The sequence below is a fragment of the Mycoplana dimorpha genome (assembly GCF_003046475.1).
GTDB lineage: Bacteria > Pseudomonadota > Alphaproteobacteria > Rhizobiales > Rhizobiaceae > Mycoplana > Mycoplana dimorpha.
The window spans coordinates 146,757-163,296 of sequence record NZ_PZZZ01000009.1; the positions used below are offsets into that span (position 1 = coordinate 146,757).

Annotated in this window: 16 protein-coding genes, 1 tRNA gene and 1 rRNA gene; 5 read left to right on the forward strand and 13 right to left on the reverse strand. The window is 63.6% G+C overall.

Translation table 11 applies throughout. The annotated features are described in order from the left end of the window. Positions 1-11 precede the first annotated feature (11 nt). The 11 genes from C7449_RS19545 to ehuR form a co-directional block, all read right to left on the reverse strand. Complete coding sequence (locus C7449_RS19545) at positions 12-908, reverse strand: DMT family transporter (RefSeq protein WP_108004587.1); 897 nt, start codon at positions 906-908, stop codon at positions 12-14. Between the two features lie 44 nt (positions 909-952). Next, complete coding sequence (doeB, locus tag C7449_RS19550) at positions 953-1,957, reverse strand: N(2)-acetyl-L-2,4-diaminobutanoate deacetylase DoeB (protein WP_108004588.1); 1,005 nt, start codon at positions 1,955-1,957, stop codon at positions 953-955. Positions 1,958-1,964: 7 nt separating this feature from the next. Next, complete coding sequence (gene doeA, locus C7449_RS19555; protein WP_108004589.1) at positions 1,965-3,146, reverse strand: ectoine hydrolase DoeA; 1,182 nt, start codon at positions 3,144-3,146, stop codon at positions 1,965-1,967. 32 nt (positions 3,147-3,178) lie between these two features. After that, on the reverse strand, positions 3,179-4,171 hold the full coding sequence (gene eutC, locus C7449_RS19560) for an ectoine utilization protein EutC (RefSeq protein WP_108004590.1): 993 nt from the start codon (positions 4,169-4,171) through the stop codon (positions 3,179-3,181). Further along, positions 4,168-5,172, reverse strand: a complete 1,005-nt coding sequence (eutB, locus tag C7449_RS19565) for a hydroxyectoine utilization dehydratase EutB (protein ID WP_108004591.1) — start codon at positions 5,170-5,172, stop codon at positions 4,168-4,170. The genes eutC and eutB overlap by 4 nt, the downstream gene beginning before the upstream one ends. 4 nt (positions 5,173-5,176) lie before the next feature. Beyond that, positions 5,177-5,959 carry an ectoine utilization protein EutA gene (gene eutA / locus C7449_RS19570; RefSeq protein WP_108004592.1) on the reverse strand — a complete coding sequence of 261 codons (783 nt, stop codon included), beginning with the start codon at positions 5,957-5,959 and terminating at the stop codon, positions 5,177-5,179. Beyond that, positions 5,956-6,618 (reverse strand): ectoine/hydroxyectoine ABC transporter permease subunit EhuD, encoded by a 663-nt coding sequence (ehuD, locus tag C7449_RS19575; protein WP_108004593.1) that lies wholly within the window; start codon positions 6,616-6,618, stop codon positions 5,956-5,958. The genes eutA and ehuD overlap by 4 nt, the downstream gene beginning before the upstream one ends. Before the next feature lie 2 nt (positions 6,619-6,620). Continuing rightward, a complete protein-coding gene (ehuC, locus tag C7449_RS19580; protein WP_108004594.1) occupies positions 6,621-7,280 on the reverse strand; it encodes an ectoine/hydroxyectoine ABC transporter permease subunit EhuC in 660 nt (219 codons plus the stop codon). 102 nt (positions 7,281-7,382) lie between these two features. Next, on the reverse strand, positions 7,383-8,237 hold the full coding sequence (gene ehuB / locus C7449_RS19585) for an ectoine/hydroxyectoine ABC transporter substrate-binding protein EhuB (RefSeq protein ID WP_108004595.1): 855 nt from the start codon (positions 8,235-8,237) through the stop codon (positions 7,383-7,385). Between the two features lie 60 nt (positions 8,238-8,297). Further along, complete coding sequence (gene ehuA / locus C7449_RS19590) at positions 8,298-9,083, reverse strand: ectoine/hydroxyectoine ABC transporter ATP-binding protein EhuA (protein ID WP_108004596.1); 786 nt, start codon at positions 9,081-9,083, stop codon at positions 8,298-8,300. A gap of 121 nt (positions 9,084-9,204) precedes the next feature. Further along, on the reverse strand, positions 9,205-10,590 hold the full coding sequence (gene ehuR, locus C7449_RS19595) for a MocR-like ectoine utilization transcription factor EhuR (protein ID WP_108004611.1): 1,386 nt from the start codon (positions 10,588-10,590) through the stop codon (positions 9,205-9,207). A 105-nt stretch (positions 10,591-10,695) separates the two neighbouring features. Here ehuR and C7449_RS19600 point away from each other — a divergent pair, with 105 nt between their 5' ends. The 5 genes from C7449_RS19600 to C7449_RS19620 all read left to right on the forward strand — a co-directional run bounded on the left by C7449_RS19600 (position 10,696) and on the right by C7449_RS19620 (position 15,716). Next, positions 10,696-11,193, forward strand: a complete 498-nt coding sequence (locus C7449_RS19600; RefSeq protein ID WP_108004597.1) for an Lrp/AsnC family transcriptional regulator — start codon at positions 10,696-10,698, stop codon at positions 11,191-11,193. Positions 11,194-11,313: 120 nt separating this feature from the next. Beyond that, positions 11,314-12,810: an NAD-dependent succinate-semialdehyde dehydrogenase gene (locus tag C7449_RS19605; RefSeq protein WP_108004598.1), complete on the forward strand. Its 1,497-nt coding sequence runs from the start codon at positions 11,314-11,316 to the stop codon at positions 12,808-12,810. A gap of 44 nt (positions 12,811-12,854) precedes the next feature. Next, positions 12,855-14,231 (forward strand): aspartate aminotransferase family protein, encoded by a 1,377-nt coding sequence (locus C7449_RS19610; protein WP_108004599.1) that lies wholly within the window; start codon positions 12,855-12,857, stop codon positions 14,229-14,231. 13 nt (positions 14,232-14,244) lie between these two features. Next, on the forward strand, positions 14,245-15,342 hold the full coding sequence (locus C7449_RS19615; protein WP_170115957.1) for an alcohol dehydrogenase family protein: 1,098 nt from the start codon (positions 14,245-14,247) through the stop codon (positions 15,340-15,342). A 167-nt stretch (positions 15,343-15,509) separates the two neighbouring features. After that, on the forward strand, positions 15,510-15,716 hold the full coding sequence (locus C7449_RS19620) for a hypothetical protein (RefSeq protein ID WP_108004600.1): 207 nt from the start codon (positions 15,510-15,512) through the stop codon (positions 15,714-15,716). Between the two features lie 509 nt (positions 15,717-16,225). On the opposite strand, the gene C7449_RS19625 is transcribed toward C7449_RS19620, so the two are convergent. Both C7449_RS19625 and rrf read right to left on the reverse strand, forming a co-directional pair. Beyond that, positions 16,226-16,302 (reverse strand) — tRNA-Met (locus C7449_RS19625). A gap of 163 nt (positions 16,303-16,465) precedes the next feature. Continuing rightward, positions 16,466-16,540, reverse strand: a 5S ribosomal RNA gene (gene rrf, locus C7449_RS22530); the annotation flags it as partial.

Below are 16,540 nucleotides of genomic sequence, written 5' to 3' on the forward strand. Positions count from 1 at the left end.
GAACTTTCGACCTATTGCCGGCGGGCATAAAGGATACCGCCAAGAACGATCGCGCCACCAATCACCTGCGTGACGCCGACGACTTCTCCGAGCACCGCCACGCCGAGAAGGGCCGCGACCACGGGCTGCAGGAACAGCGTGAGCGAGGAGAAGGCCGTCGGCAAATAGGCAAGCGCATAGGTAATCGCCAATTGGCCGCCGGCGTGGCTGATCAGCGCCAGCCCGAGAAGCATGCCCCAGCCGAAGATCGTGACGGGGAAAAACTGGCTCTCGGTCAGAAACACCACCGGCAACAGGCAGACCGCAGCCGACAGCGTGCTCCAAAGCATGACTCGGACGGTGTCGAAACGCCCCCGCACCCGGGCGATGCTCAGCATGTAGCCGGCGTAAAACAGGGCCGCAAGAATCGCCAGGGCGTCGCCCGCGCGATTGCCAGCCGAAAGCCCGCTCACCCCACCCTTCAGGACGACGATACCCGTGATCGCGACAAGGAGGCCGACCAGGAAGGCGCGGCTGATGGATGCGCCAAGGAACAGCCAGCTTACCGCCGTCACGAAAACAGGCGCAAGATTGGCAAGCAGCGTCGCATTGGCGACCGTCGTCACATGGAGCGAGACATGCCAGGTGATCAGATCGGCGGCCAGGAAAACGCCCGGAAGCGCAAGCCCCATCACGTCTGCCAACCCCTTGGGCCCGGGCACATGGCGCCTCTCCGTCGCGCGGAAGAACAGAAACAGCGGTACCAGCGCCAGAGCGACTCGCCAGAATGCGGTCGCCATGGGGCCGATCTCGGAAAGCCGAACGAAGATCGGCGAACCGCCAATGGCGATTCCGCTCGCCAGCAGCGCGATTAGCGCCAAGCGGTTGTGAGTGGCGGATGCCGTGGCGGCAAGTTCGGTCTGCGACACGGCATCGTCCAGTCTGCATGCTGCGGTTCGATTGCGGCGATGAGCTAAACCGTCATCGCAAAGACTGCAACACAGTCTCCGGCCTTGACGAGGCCGGGGAAGTGCCGGGCGCAGAGGATGCCATCCATCTTTGCATGGACCTTCGAAGGCGGAGCACCCGTGCGACCGATCGGATAGATGCGTGCTACCACCTGACCCTTGACCACGGTCCCTCCCATGTCCACCAGTGGCTCGATCAGCCCGCCTTCCTCCGCAAAGGCGAAGCAGTCGCCGCCCGGCATGTCGAGCCACTGTGTCGGGGCGACGTCGGCCTCGCCTTTGAGGATGCCGGCCCGTCGCAACACGTTGGCGACGCCGCGCTTGGCGATGCCGGCACTTTTGGCCGTCGCCGTGCCGCCGCCGCCGAGTTCGGTGGTGATGAACACCTTGCCCATGTCCTCCGCCGCCGTGTCGTACATCCCGACCGCATCGATCTCGAGCATCTTCATCGAGTAGGGTGCGGAGAATGCCTGCACCAGTTCGAAGGAACGCTGCTCCTGCGCCTTGTCCGACAGGATGTGCGCCGCGCAGAAAGGCAGAAAGTCAAGCGTCTTGCCGCCTGAATGGAAATCCAGGACGATATCGGCGAGCGGCAGCAGTGCGCGCTGGAAATAGTCGGCGATCTTCTGCGTCACCGTGCCGTCCGGCTTGCCCGGGAAGCTGCGGTTCAGGTTGCCTTTGTCGATCGGCGACGTCCGGGTGCCGGCAACGAAGGCCGGATAGTTCATCGCCGGGACAATGATGACCCGCCCGCAAACATCCTCCGCCTTCAAGGTCCGCGCGAGGTCGAACAGTGCGATCGGCCCCTCATATTCATCGCCATGATTGCCGCCGGTGAGAAGGGCCGTCGGCCCCTCCCCGTTCTTGACGACCGTGATCGGGATCATCACCGAGCCCCAGGCGGAATCGTCACGGCTATATGGCAGCCGGAGAAAGCCGTGCTGGATGCCCTCGGCGGAAAAATCGACCGTGGGCGTAATCGGCGAGGCGCGCTGTTCGGGTTCGTTCATGGCCGGCTCAATCCTTGACGAACAGCTTGCGCGGCACGTTGGCGAGGCATTCGACGCCGGTGTCGGTGATCAGGATGCTCTCGGTGATCTCCAGGCCCATCGTTTCCAGCCAGAGACCCGTCATGAAATGGAAGGTCATGCCCGGTTTCAGCTCGGTGCGGTCGCCGGGGCGCAGGCTCATGGTGCGTTCGCCCCAGTCCGGCGGATAGGAGATACCGATGCCGTAGCCGGTGCGGTTGTCCTTGACGATGCCGTACTTCCTGAGCACCGCAAAGAAGCCGTTGGCGATGTCCTCGCAGGTGTTCCCCGGCTTCGCGGCGGCGAGGCCCGCCTCCATGCCCTCCAGCGTCGCCTTCTCGGCATCGAGGAATTCCTGCGTCGGCTTGCCGAGGAAGACGGTGCGCGACAGCGGGCAATGGTAGCGGTTATAGGCGCCCGCGATCTCGAAGAAGGTCCCTTCGCCTCGCTTCATCGGCCTGTCGTCCCAGGTCAGATGCGGAGCGGAGGCATCGACTCCCGAAGGCAGCAGCGGCACGATCGCCGGGTAGTCGCCGCCGATGCCGTCGACGCCGCGCGTACCGGCATCGTAGATCTCTGCCACCAGGTCGCACTTGCGCATTCCAACCTCGATCTTGTCGAAAATGCGCTGGTGCATGCCCTCGACGATGCGGGCGGCATTGCGCATGTACTTGATCTCGGTCTCGCTCTTCACGGCACGCTGCCAGTTGACGAGCGCCGTCGCATCGACGAAGCGGGCATTGGGCAGATGCTTGAGCAGGCTCGCGAAGGCGGCGGCAGAGAACCAGTAGTTGTCCATCTCGACGCCGATCGTAAGCTTGTCGAAACCGCGCTCGACCAGCCTGGCCGCGAGATAATCCATTGGATGGCGCTCGGCCGACTGCACGTAGTGATCGGGGTAGCCGATGATGTTCTGATGCTTGAGGTAGGCTGTCAGCTTGGCGCCATTGGCATCCTGGCCCCGGCCGTACCAGATCGGCTCCCCGGTCGGCGGCACGATGACGGCCTGATGCACGTAGAATGACCAGCCGTCATAGCCTGTCAGCCACGCCATGTTCGACGGATCGCTGACGATCAGAAGATCGACGCCCTTCTCCTCCATGGCCTTGCGCGTCTTTGCCAGGCGCGTCTCATATTCCCCCAGCGAAAACTTGAGGTTCGGTTGGGTCATGTCTCTCCCTCGTTCTCCGGACTTTGCCGGTCTCAACTCTCAAATGGCGCGCCCGCGCCAGCCGATCCGGCACGTGCGAAAGCGAGCGTTGCGATTGCCGTGTCCTGAATGCCCGTGCCCGTCAGGTCGGCGATGATGATCTGGTTTTCGTCGCTGCGACCTTGCTCCAGCCCGGCAACGATCCGGCCGAGTTCGGCGAAGGCGGCGTCAGGGGGCACCAGGCCCGCCTTGATGGCGTGATGCAGTTCACCGAGGCGACGGGTCTGGCTGAGGCTGTCGGCGACATAGAGGTCGGCCTTGGCGATCACCGCCGGCTCGATCTCGTTCTTGTGCGCGGCATCGGAGCCCATGGCGGTGACGTGCTGCCCCGGCTCCAGCCACGCGGCTTTCAGGATCGGTGTCTCCGATGGCGTCGTGGTCACGACGATATCGGCGCCGGCAACGGCAACCTGCGGATCTGCGGTCGCAACGACGGGTATGCCCAGCGCCACTGTGAGGTCGGCTGCGACCTTCTTCGCCTTCGCCGCATCGCGCGCCCAGATCCGCGCCTCGCGGATGGGCCGCACCAGCCTCAGCGCCTGTAATTGCTGGCGCGCCTGCATGCCCGCGCCGAAGATCGCGGCAACGCGCGAATCCTGCCTGGAGAGATGTTTCGCGGCGACGGCGCCAGCGGCGGCCGTCCGTACGTCCGTCAGGTATCCGTTGTCGAGCAGCAGCGCCTGGACGAGGCCGGTCTTTGCCGACAGAAGAACCATCATGCCGTTGGTGCTCGGCAGGCCAATGTCCGGATTGCCGAAGAAGCCGGGGCTGATCTTGATGGCGAAGCCGTCCAGACCGGGGACATAGGCGGTCTTCACGTCGACTTCCCCCCGGTGCTCGGGAATGTCCAGCCGCAGGATCGGCGGCATGGCGACGGCCTTGGTGGCGAGCGCCCGGAAGGCATCCTCCACGCATGCAACGGCCTCGGCGTCCAGCGCCACGACCGACCTCAGGTCGGCCTCTGTCAGAATGATCATCCGGCTCATGCCGCCACCTCTCCCTGAACAGACGTTGCACCGTTGATGACCCGGCGGTGCAGGGTCATGTCGACATTGCGACCGGACAGGATGGCGACGATCGGCCCGGAAGACCGGACCCGTGCGGCCAGCAGCGCGGCGATACCGACAGCGCCGGCTCCTTCGACGATCTCGCGCTCGGCACCATAGGCATGCCGCATACCCGCGGCGATCTCCTCCTCGGAAAGCAGCAGCACATCGTCGAGAAGGTGGCGGCACATGGAAAAGGTGAGCGCATTGTCGAGCCCGATGCCGCCGCCGAGCGAATCCGCCAGGCTCGGCAGTTCCTCCACGCTGACCGGATGTCCGGCGTCGAGGCTTACCTTCATCGCGGCACCGCGTTCCATGGTGAGCCCGATCACCCTTGTCCTCGGGTTCAAGCTCTTGACGGCCGCTGCCACGCCGGCCGCAAGGCCGCCGCCGGAAAGCGGCACGAGCACGGTCGCGACGTCCGGCAGTTGCGCCACGAGCTCAAGTCCGAGCGTCCCCTGCCCGGCAATGACCGCGGCATCGTCGAAGGGCGGCACCATGACCATGCCCTTCTCGGCCACCAGCCGGCCGACCTCCTCCTGCGCCTCGTCCTGCGAGTTGCCGACGATGCGGACCTCGGCGCCGAGCCGGCGGATCTCCGCGACCTTGTTTTCCGGCACCAACCGCGACATGCAGACGGTCGCGACCGCGCCTTCCGCCTTTGCCGCATGCGCAAGTGCCCGGCCATGATTGCCGGTGGAGGCGGCGACGACGCCGCGGGCACGTTCAGCCGACGTCAGCGACAGGACCGCGTTGGTCGCCCCACGCAGCTTGAAGCTGCCGGTCGTCTGGTGGTGTTCGAGCTTGAGGTAAACGGGAACGCCCGCCATCTCCTGAAGCGAGGCGGATGGCACCAACGGCGTGTTCAGGATCCGCCCGGCGATACGGGCGGAGGCGGCGCGGATATCATCGATCGAAACGGAGGCCGGTTGCGCGCACATACGATCAACCTTCCGGGTAGGGCTTGGTCATGAGAATGCCAAGCTCGGGGCGCGACACCGCGTCGGCGCAAAGACGCAGGCATGCCCAGGCAGTCGCGAGATTGCTGCTGACCACCGGCTTTCCGAGCGCCGCCTCGATATGCGAAGCGACCTCTGCCGCGCGGACGGCCGTGCAGGAAATGAACAGCGCGTCCGACTCCGGCGCCATGGCCTCCGCCGCAAATGCGGCGATCTCGTCGTGCGAGATCCGCGCCATCTCCCGGTCGTCGGTCAGCCCGAGGCAGGTGAAGCGGTCGATCTGGAAGCCGAGATCGGCGAAATAGCGCGCCATCGGCCGGCTGGTCTCGACGGTATACGGCGTCAGCACCGAGATTCGTTTCGCGCCGACGGCCTGCAAACCCCGCACGGCCGCAGCGGTCGGCGTGACGACGGGAACGCCCGGCTTTGCCGCCTGGACGGCCACCTCGATCTGTTGGTCGCCGATGACGACAGAGGCCGAAGTGCAGGAATACATCACCACATCGAGCGGCTCGTCCGGCAGGATCAGCGCCGCAGCCGCCGTCAGCTGCGGCTGCATCTTCATCAGGTTCTCGGGCGTGACCGGGTTGGCATAGGGAATGCGTGTGACGTAGACGCCAATACGCTCGCTTGCCACCATGCGCTGGAAATCGACCTCGGTCGTGTGGTCCGTCGCCAGGATGATCAGGCCGACCCGTTTTGCCAGTGGGCGTTCGTCGAGGCGTGGTGCGCGGCTTGCCGTGCCGATCCGGATATCGGTCGTGATCATCTTTCATCCACCTTGGCATAACGCTCTTCCAGGAAACGCAGTGCCACCACCGAGATCAGGCTGATGACCAGGAAGAACACGCCGACCAGAGTCATCGGCTCGATATAGCGGTAGCTGCTGTTGGCGACGCTCTTTGCCTGGTTCATCAGTTCCAGCACCGTGATGGCCGACAGCAACGGCGTCTCCTTGAACATGGCGATGAAATAGTTGGCGAGCGCCGGGATCATCGGCGGGATGGCCTGCGGCAGCACCACATGGATCCACGCCTGCCGTATGGTGAGATTGGTGGCCCGTGCCGCTTCCCACTGGCCGCGCGGCACATTGTCGATGCCGGCACGGTAGACCTCGGCCGCATAGGTGCCGTAATGGATGCCAAGGCCGATCACGCCGGCGACCAGCGGCGACAGCCGGATGCCGATGTCGGGCAGCACGTAGAAAATGAAATAGAGCTGCACCAGAAGCGGTGTGCCGCGAATGAAATCGGCAAAGAAACCGACCGGGCGCGAAATCACAGGGTTTGGCGAGCGCCTTGCAATCGCCAGGAGCAGGCCTACGACGGCAGCGACGATCGCGCCGAGTACGGTGGCAAGGATCGTGATCTTCAACCCTTCGAGAAGGGTCGGCATGATCTCCTGGACGAATGCCCAATCCCACTCCACGATCAGGCCCTCACGCCGTCTAGACCGCGTCTCGCCCGGCGCTCCAACCAGCGCACGCCCGTCGAAATGGCCAAGGCCATGACGAAGTAAAGGACGAGGATCGTTGCAAACGGGATCAGCGTGCTGCCCGTCTGCGCCCGTACCACCTGCGCTTGGAAGGTCATGTCGGTCAGCGAGATCAGGGAAACGACGGCGGTGCCCTTCAGAAGCTCGATTGCATTGTTGCCGAACGTCGGCAGCATCAACGGCAGCGCCTGCGGCAGGATCACATGCCTCATGCGCTGAAAGCGACCGAGATTGAGCGCGACGCAGGCTTCGTGCTGCTCACGGCCGATGGCCTGGACAGCGCCCCGCACGACTTCCGCACCATAGGCGCCGACATTCAGCCCCAGCGCCAGAACGCCTGCCTGCAATGGCGTCAGCGTGATGCCGGCGAAAGGCAGGACGAAATAGACCCAGAACAGCTGGACGAAAATCGAGGTCCCTCGAAAGAATTCGATATAGACCGTGGCCAGCGCGCGGACCGCAGCGAAGCGCGACAGACGGCCGAGCCCCGCGACAAAGGCCATGACCAGCGCCAGCGCCGACCCCATGAGCGTCAGTTCGATCGTCACCAGCGCGCCTTGCAAGATCAGCCCAATGTAGCCGGACCAGTCGATCATCGTGCTTTCTCTGTCATTGCCGTTTCAATTGCGGTTCGGGCGGTGCAGCTTCCTGCCGCCGAGCGTAACGGGGAGAGAAGCGAACCCCTCTCCCCGCCGACGTCAGTTAGCGGCCGCGCAGAGCTTTTCGCGCGTCGTGGACATTGCAGCAGCGGCCGAGAAGCCATAGGGCTCGATGAGCTTGGCGAACTCGCCCGATTCCTTCAGCTTGGCGAGTTCGACATCGAACGCGTCGCGCAGTGCCTCGTTGCCCTTCTTGAAGGCGGCGCCATCGCAATAGACCGGCGCGCCCTGAACCGGAGCAACGACTTCGAGGTTCGGATCGTTGGCCTTCTTGACGAGGTCATTGATCGAGAGAACCGGCAGCGAATAGACATCTATGCGGCCGTCCTGCAGCATCTTCAGGCCGCTCTGGCCATCCGGCACCACGATGACGCGCTCGCGCGGCACGCCGGCTTCCAGGGCCAGCTTCTCTTCCGTGCCGCCGCCCGGCGCGCCGATGGTGGCCGACTGATCCTTGGCGATGTCGGCGTAGCTCTGGAAACCCTTCGGATTGCCTTTCTTGACGAGCATGGCTTCAGCGTCACACAGCACAGGCTCGGAGTAGGCGACGGCGGCGCAGCGCTCCGGCTTCATGAACAGGCCGGCAGTGACCGCGTCGTGGCGGCCGGCCTGCAGGCCGGGGATCATCGCCCCGTATTCCGAAATCGAGGCGACGACATCCGCAACGCCGAGGCGCTTGAAGACCTCGCGAGCGACGTCGGGAGCAGCGCCCGAAACCTTGCCGTCAGCACCGACAGCGGTGAACGGCGGCTCGTTGGCGATGGCGATGCGGGCAAAGCCCTGTGCCTTCAGTTCGTCCAGCTTCGCGTCATCTGCGTTTGCAGGCACTGCCGCAAGAACCGACATCAACGCCGTGACGCCGGCTGCCATTCTCATGAAATGTTTCAATGTCATCGTTCATCTCCTCTGGATTTTTTCCATTTTTATCGGAGGCAAGCCGGATCGCGCCGGCGATCAGACGCGGTGCCCCGCCGCGATTATCTTGCGCAGGAAAGTCTGTGTTCGCTCCTGCCTGGGATTTCGGAATATGTCCTCCGGCCTGCCTTCCTCGACGATCCTGCCCTTGTCGAAGAAAAGAACGCGATCGGCAAAGTCGTGGGCGAAGCCCATCTCGTGGGTGACGAGCAGCATGGTCATGTCGGTTTCGGCGGCGAGCCTGCGCATGACGTTCAGGACCTCCTCCACCAGTTCCGGGTCGAGCGCCGAGGTCACCTCGTCAAACAGCATGATCTTCGGCGAGAGGGCCAATGCTCGGGCGATGGCGACGCGCTGCTTCTGCCCCCCCGAAAGTTGCGCAGGCATGCTCTGGGCCTTGTCGGCCATGCCCACCATGTCGAGAAGCTTCATCGCACGAGCCTCGGCCGCCGCCTTTGCCACGCCCTTGGTCAACATCGGCGCCAGCGTGATGTTGTCGAGCACGCATTTGTGCGGAAACAGGTTGAAGTGCTGGAAGACCATGCCGATCTTCGTGCGCATCTTCTGCAGATGCTTTTCATCGGCAGCGACCAGGCTGTCGCCCTTCCGCATATGATAAAGCTGTTCGCCATCGACCTCGATGTGGCCGGCGGCGATCTTCTCGAGCGTCATGAGGATGCGCAGGATGGTGGTCTTGCCGGAGCCGGACGGGCCGATCAGCGCCAGCTTCTCGCCCGGCATGACATCCATCGACAAACCGTCGAGCACCGTCAGCGGCCCGTAGGTCTTCGTGATGTTGTCGATGCGAATGATGGGCGAAGGCATGCATGTCTCTCCTCTTGAGACGAGCGATGCGCGAACGATGACGAGCTTGTTAAATCATGTCAATTATCAAAATAATATCATGACAATAATTCCTCACCGCTAGAATGAGAGGCGGAAATCGTCAAATGGCGAGCAGCAGCGCTTCCGGATTGCCCTGAGCCAGTGAAGCGACGATACCGAGCCCCGTCCGCAATTCCGCCTCGGAGGTGGAGCCGACGGAGATGCGCACGGCCGGAGCGTGGCCGCGGTCCGCTGTCTGGAAGGAGGCACCCGGAGCGATCGCCACCCCGCGCAGCCGCGCCTGCGCCACGAAACCCTCCTCCGTATGCTGGCAGGTCAGCGGCAACCAGACATGCAGGCTCTGCGGATGGGCGTGATAGGCAAGCCCGGCCAGCGCTTCGGCGGCGATCTCGTGACGCCGCGCCAGAGCCCGCCTTTGCCAGTTGACCAGTTCCATCGCCGTGCCGTTGCCGACCCAGCGCGTGGCGATTTCGGCGATCGCCGGCGTGGCCATCCAGTTGGACACCAGATGCCGGTTGGCAACGGCGGCGACATAGCGGTCCGGCGCGGCGAGATAGCCGATCCGCAGGCCGGGCACGGTGATTTTGGTGAAGCTGGTGACGTAGAGAGTGCGCTCCGGCGCGAAGCTCTGCACCGGCGGCGGACGGCTTTCGACCATCGGCCCGAGAATGTCGTTCTCGATGATCGCGATATCGTGTGCCGTGGCGACGGCGGCAAGCTCCTGGCGGCGCTTGGCGCTCATCAGCGTTGCCGTGGGATTGACCACAGAAGGCTGGAGAAATACCGCCCGGATAGGCCCGTTCCGGCAGGCAGCATCCAAGGCCTCCGGGACCATCCCGTCGGCATCGATCGCCAGGCCCTCAAGATGAATGCCGAGGTAGGTGGAAAGCGGCACCAGCGTATGATGGCTGATTGCCTCCGTGGCGACCGTCGATCCAGGCGGCGCGACGCTCATCAACGCCACGGTCATGGCCGAAGTGGCCCCGTTCGTCAGGTTGATGTTGAGCGGGGGTACGTCCAGCCCACACAGCGACAGCCATTCTGCCGCGACGGCCCGGTGGCGGGGGAACACCATGTTGGGTCGAAACGAAAGAGCAGAACTGGCCGGCAGGTTATCCGCCAACCATCCGAAGGCCTCGCGCATGCGGTCGAGATGGATCTGTTCGCAGACAGGCTTCAGGATCGACAGATCGATGACCTCGCCCAGGCGCTCCGGCAGATATGGCGGCTCCGGCTCCTTCGGCCTGGTCTGCACGAAAGAGCCGCGGCCGATCTCGCCCACGATCATTCCGCGCCGGATCAACTCGTCATAGGCGCGGCTGACCGTCTGGATCGACAGTTTGAGGTCCTCCGCGAGCTTTCGGTGCGTGGGCAGCCGAGTGCCGTTGGCAAGCTTGCCGTCATGGATAGCATTGGCGATTTGCTCGGCGAGCGAGAGATAGGCCGGACGGCGAAGCTGCAGCGGATCGGGGCGCCAATTTGTCATGCTTTTGACAGTGATAAATATCAGGTCAATTGACAATGGAAAATTGCATTCGTCCGGGCTTTTTCATAGGCTCTGCCATGATTCCGATTTGAGGTCCCCCGCCGCATGAAACTTGACGTGATCGACCTGCGCATCCTCGAGGCCGTCCAGCGCGACGGCCGCATCACCAAGGTGGCGCTCGCCGAAGAGGTCGGGCTGTCGCCCACACCCTGCTGGATGCGGCTGCGCAAGCTTGAAAAGGTCGGCATCGTTTCGGGCTATCATGCCCGCGTCGCCGTCCGCCGCGTCGCACCGGTCGCAAGCGTCATGATGGAAGTCACCCTCGAACACCATCGCCAGGCCGATTTCGATCGCTTCGAACGCGCGGTGGCCACCATTCCGGAAATCGTCGCCTGCTGGTCGGTCGGCGGCGGCGTCGATTATATCCTGAGGATCATGGCGGCGGATATCGACGCCTATCAGCGACTGGTCGACGGCCTGCTCGACCGCGAAATCGGCATCGCCCGCTACTTCACCTATATCGTCACCAAGACGGTGAAGGAAGAAACCGCCCTGCCGCTGACCATGCTGCTATCGGGGACGGAAACGGCAAACGGCCAATAGACGATTCCTCTCTTGGCGCCGGGTCTCTTGGACCAATCCTCTCTTGGCGCGCCCGTCAACAGACCATCTCTCGTGTCAAACCTGCCAGACTCCGCGTCAGGAAGCACGAGGAGCCCGGAGATGAATGCCGTATTCGCACGACCTGCCTGCCACGACGCGCTTGAGCGCCTGAAGGACAGACATCTCCTGAAGTCACTGGCCTATGTCGGCGGCCGCTGGGTCGCCAATGGTGCAAACCGCACCTTCGAAGTTCCAGATCCCGCTAGCTCCACGCCGCTCGCCTGGGTTTCCGCGCTGGATGCCGAGGAGACCAGAAGCGCGATCGATGCAGCCGCGGCTGCGTTCTGCGAATGGCGCTCCTTGCTGCCGCAGGATCGTGCCACCATCCTGCGGCGCTGGTACGACCTGATGCTGGCCGCCAAGGACGACCTCGCGCTGATCATGACGCTGGAACAGGGAAAGCCGCTGTCGGAATCGCAAGGCGAGATCGACTATGCGGCCGCATTCGTCGAGTGGTACGCCGAGGAGGGCAAGCGACTGAATGCCGAGAGCGTAACAAGCCATCTTCGGGGCACGGAGATGATCGTGCGCCGCGAGGCGCTCGGCGTCGTCGGCATCGTCACGCCCTGGAACTTCCCCTGCGCCATGGTCACCCGCAAGGCGGCAGCGGCGCTCGCCGCCGGCTGCACTGTCGTCGCCCACCCTTCCTCCGAAACGCCTCTGTCCGCCTTGGCGCTGGCGGAGCTCGGCGAGCGGGCCGGCCTGCCCGCCGGCGTCTTCAACGTGGTCACCGGCGATGCCGAAACGATCGTCGGTCGGATGTGTGAGGACCATCGTGTACGTGCCATCAGCTTCACCGGCTCGACCGAGATCGGCAGGGTCATCGCCGGACAATGCGCGGCAACCATGAAGCGGCTGGTGATGGAACTCGGCGGCCACGCGCCTCTGATCGTCTTCGACGATGCGGACATCGGCAAGGCCGTGGACATCGCCGTCAACGCCAAGTTCGCGACATCCGGCCAGGATTGCCTCGCCGCCAACCGCATCTTTGTCCAACGCCCGGTCCTGGAGGCCTTCAGCACCGCCTTCAAGGCGCGGATCGAAGCCCTGAAGGTCGGCCCCGGTCTTGAGCCCGGCGCCGACATCGGCCCGCTGATGCACACGCGCGCCCTTTATAAGGTGGACGAGCAGGTGAAGGACGCCATCAGGCGCGGAGCCCGCTGCCTCACCGGCGGCAGGGCTCATCAGGCCGGCCCACTGTTCTACACGCCGACGCTTCTGGTCGACGTGCCCGAAGATGCGGTGATCATGCGCGAAGAGACCTTCGGGCCGGTTGCGGCCGTCACCGCATTCGATACCGAGGCGGAGGTCATTGCCCGGGCCAACGACACCGAATACGGCCTTGTCGCCTATGTCGTCACGGAAAACGGTGCCCGCCAGATGCGGCTCGGCCGCGCCCTCGAATACGGCATGGTGGCGATCAACCGGGTGAAGATCACCGGCGGTCCCATACCCTTCGGCGGCTGGAAACAATCCGGCATCGGCCGCGAAGGCTCCCGGCACGGCCTCGAGGCCTTCACCGAACTCAAATATCTCTGCATCGACACGGCCGCCTGACGCCTCTCGACGCTGACCCGAACACCGAAAAAAAGGAAAGCAACATGTCCGAACACAGCAATGAAATGGCCGCCTGGGATCGCGACCACTTCTTCCACCCGTCGACTCACATGGGCATGCACGCGCGCGGCGAGACGCCGACGCGCATCATCGCCGGCGGCGAAGGCGTCCACATCACCGATACCAACGGCCGCACGAGTCTCGATGCCTTTGCCGGGCTCTATTGCGTCAATGTCGGCTACGGCCGCCAGAAGATTTCCGATGCGATTGCGGAGCAAGCCAGGAACCTTGCCTACTACCACGGCTATGTCGGGCACGGCACGGAAGCCTCGATCACACTGTCGAAGATGATCATCGACCGCGCGCCGGAAGGCATGTCGCGGGTCTATTTTGGCCTCTCCGGCTCCGACGCCAACGAGACCAACATCAAGCTGATCTGGTACTACAACAACATCCTCGGGCGTCCTGAGAAGAAGAAGATCATTTCGCGCTGGCGCGGCTATCACGGCTCCGGTGTCATGACCGGTTCGCTGACCGGTCTCGAGCTCTTCCACAACCTGTTCGATTTGCCGCGCGCCCCGATCCTGCACACTGAAGCACCCTACTACTTCCGCCGGCCGGACCGCTCGATGAGCGAAGACCAGTTCTCGCAATATTGCGCGGACAAGCTGGAAGAGATGATCCTTGCGGAAGGCCCCGACACCATCGCCGCCTTCATAGGCGAGCCGATCCTCGGCACTGGCGGCATAGTCCCGCCGCCGCAGGGCTACTGGCAGAAAATCCAATCCGTGCTGGAGAAATACGACATCCTGCTCGTCGCCGACGAAGTCGTCACCGGCTTCGGCCGCCTCGCCTCGATGTTCGGCTCCGATCACTACGGCATGAAGCCGGACCTGATCACCATCGCCAAGGGGCTCACTTCCGCCTATGCCCCGCTCTCCGGCTCGATCGTCTCCGACAAGATGTGGCAGGTACTCGTGCAGGGATCGGACAAGGCGGGCGCCATCGGTCACGGCTGGACCTACTCGGCCCACCCGATCTGCGCCGCCGCCGGGATCGCCAACCTCGAACTGGTCGACGAACTCCGCCTGGTAGAGAATGCCGGCTCCACCGGCGCCTATTTCCGCTCGGAGCTGGCCAAGGCCGTCGCCGGCCACAAACACGTCGGCGAGGTGCGCGGCGACGGATTGATGGCTGCCGTGGAATTCGTCGAGGACCGAGATGATCGCGTCTTCTTCGACCCCTCCCGGAAGATCGGTCCGCAGGTCTCCGCCGCCCTTCTCGAGCGCGGCGTTATCGGCCGGGCCATGCCGCAGGGCGACATTCTCGGCTTTGCCCCGCCGCTTTGCCTGACCCGCGAGGAAGCCGACACCGTCGTCAAGGCGACGGCTGCGGCGATTGAAACGGTTCTCGGTCGCTGAGGAGGCTCTGATGATGACGGTTCCCGATACGATGGCTGCCGTGCGCCTTATGGGCCACGGCGGTCTGGACAAGTTGGTCTACAGCCGTGACGTGCCGGTTCCGCGCGTGGCAGCGGGCGAAGTCCTGATCAAGGTGAGTGCCTGCGGCATGAACAACACCGACGTCTGGGTGCGCGAAGGCGCTTATGGCACGGAAGACGACCCAGCCGCCGTCTCGACGTGGCGCCGGCAGGGCAACACGCTCACCTTCCCGCGCATCCAGGGCACGGATGCTGTCGGCCATATCGTCGCGGTCGGCGAGGGCATCGACGAGGCGCGGATTGGCGAGCGCGTCATGGTCGATTTCTCGATCTACAACCGAGAGGACGACAGCCTTGCCGACATCGACTACATGGGGCACGGCCGGGACGGCGGCTATGCCGAATACATGGCGCTTCCGGCCGAGAACGCCCATGTCGTCGCCACCGACATGAGCGATGTCGAACTCGCCACGTTCTGCTGCGCCTATCTCACGGCTGAACGCATGCTGATGCGCGCCCGTCTTGCCGCGGGCGAAACGGTGCTCGTCACCGGCGCCTCCGGTGGCGTCGGTTCAGGAATCATCCAGCTTGCGCGGGCCCGCGGTGCGGTGCCTATCGCCTTCACGGCACCGGGCAAGGAGCATGCCATGCTCGATATCGGCGCGGAGGCGGTTGTCACCCGTGGCGATGGCGATTTCGTCGAGGCCGTCAGCAGGGCCGCCAACGGCAAGCCGATCGACGTCGTCGCCGATCTCGTTGGCGGTACCATCTTCAACGATCTCCTGAAGATCCTCCGTCCGGAAGGCCGCTACACGACGGCTGGCGCTATCGCCGGACCCGTGGTGCAGTTGGACCTCAGGACGATGTATCTCAAACAGCTCGAACTGCACGGATCGAGCCAGGGCAGCCGCGCCGATTTCCGCAAGCTGATCGGCTACATCGAGGACGGGAAAATCCGCCCGCTCGTCGGCGGTGTTTATCCGCTTTCCGAGTTTCACAAGGCCCAGACGGATTTTATCCGCAAGAGCTTCGTGGGCAAGCTGGTTGTGGTGCCGGACGCGGTGAGACGCGCCGCATGCCGCGGAACTTGAGACGGAGGCCAAACAACAAAAGCTCCTCAACGCGTGCGCGGAGGAGCTTTCATTGAAGCGACTTGAAGGAAAAAATATTGAATTCTTTATGGTCGCGGGGCCGGACCAGATTCTTGGCCGCAACTACAAAAGCCATGACGGTCGCGGGAAGCACAGCTTGATACCTTATGCGTGGCTTGGACTTGGAACTGCTGCATCCGATGCAGCACGCCTGGCTTGTCGTTGCCGAGATCATCGATCTCGACCTGGAACGACGGTGGGCTGACAATCTGTATTTCGGGATCGTGTTCGAGACTAGCTTCGTGCTCAACCTCCTGCGGATCAAGAAGAGCGCCGGCATACTGGTTGATCCCGCTGCAATGCGCCGGCACTGAAGAACAGCAGAGCTCTTCGAGCCGGGGCTCTCTTGTTGAGCGACCGTTTGATCAATGCGTCACTTCCAAGCCGGCACGTAACAAATTACGCATACCGGAAAGGCAGAATTTCCTTACTAATGCGGGAGACCCGATCATTGTGAACCCGGCAACGTACCGCTCGGTGCTGGAAGCCATGACGACGGCGCCGAAGGGGGCCGGGAATGGCAACGACACGCTTGTGGGTTAGGGCCAGTTTGTCCGGTCGCTTGTTCAGAAGGTGGTGATTGCTCCCTCCCCCGACAACCGGCGCGCGGAGCTGACCATTCATGGCCGATTGGCGTCGATCCTCGCCTCGATGGAAGCGTTTCAGCATTACAGCGCCGGCGTCCGTGAGGAGCACAAAAACGAATATGCCCGCCGGGTTAGGGCGGGCGGGTTCAGGAACAGCCGGGTCAAGCTTGACTACTTGAACCGCTTCCGTGCCGCGCTTTCGGAGAAGGAGGCATTCTGGAAGCGGTTAGTTTCGGTGGTTGCGGGGGCAGGATTTGAACCTGCGGCCTTCAGGTTATGAGCCTGACGAGCTACCGGGCTGCTCCACCCCGCGTTATTTCTTTGCGCTTCAACGCATATGGGCCGCGTGCGCGGCCCTTTCAAGTGTCGGCGTCAGCCGATAGTGTCGAGAAGATGGTCTATCCTGGACAGGCCGCCTGTCCAGACCGTCTGCGACGTTCCGGGGCGCCTGTTTTGCATCGATTTGCCTTTAGCAGACCTGGCAGCGACCTACTCTCCCGCGTCTTGAGACGAAGTACCATTGGCGCTGGGGCGTTTCACGGCCGTGTTCG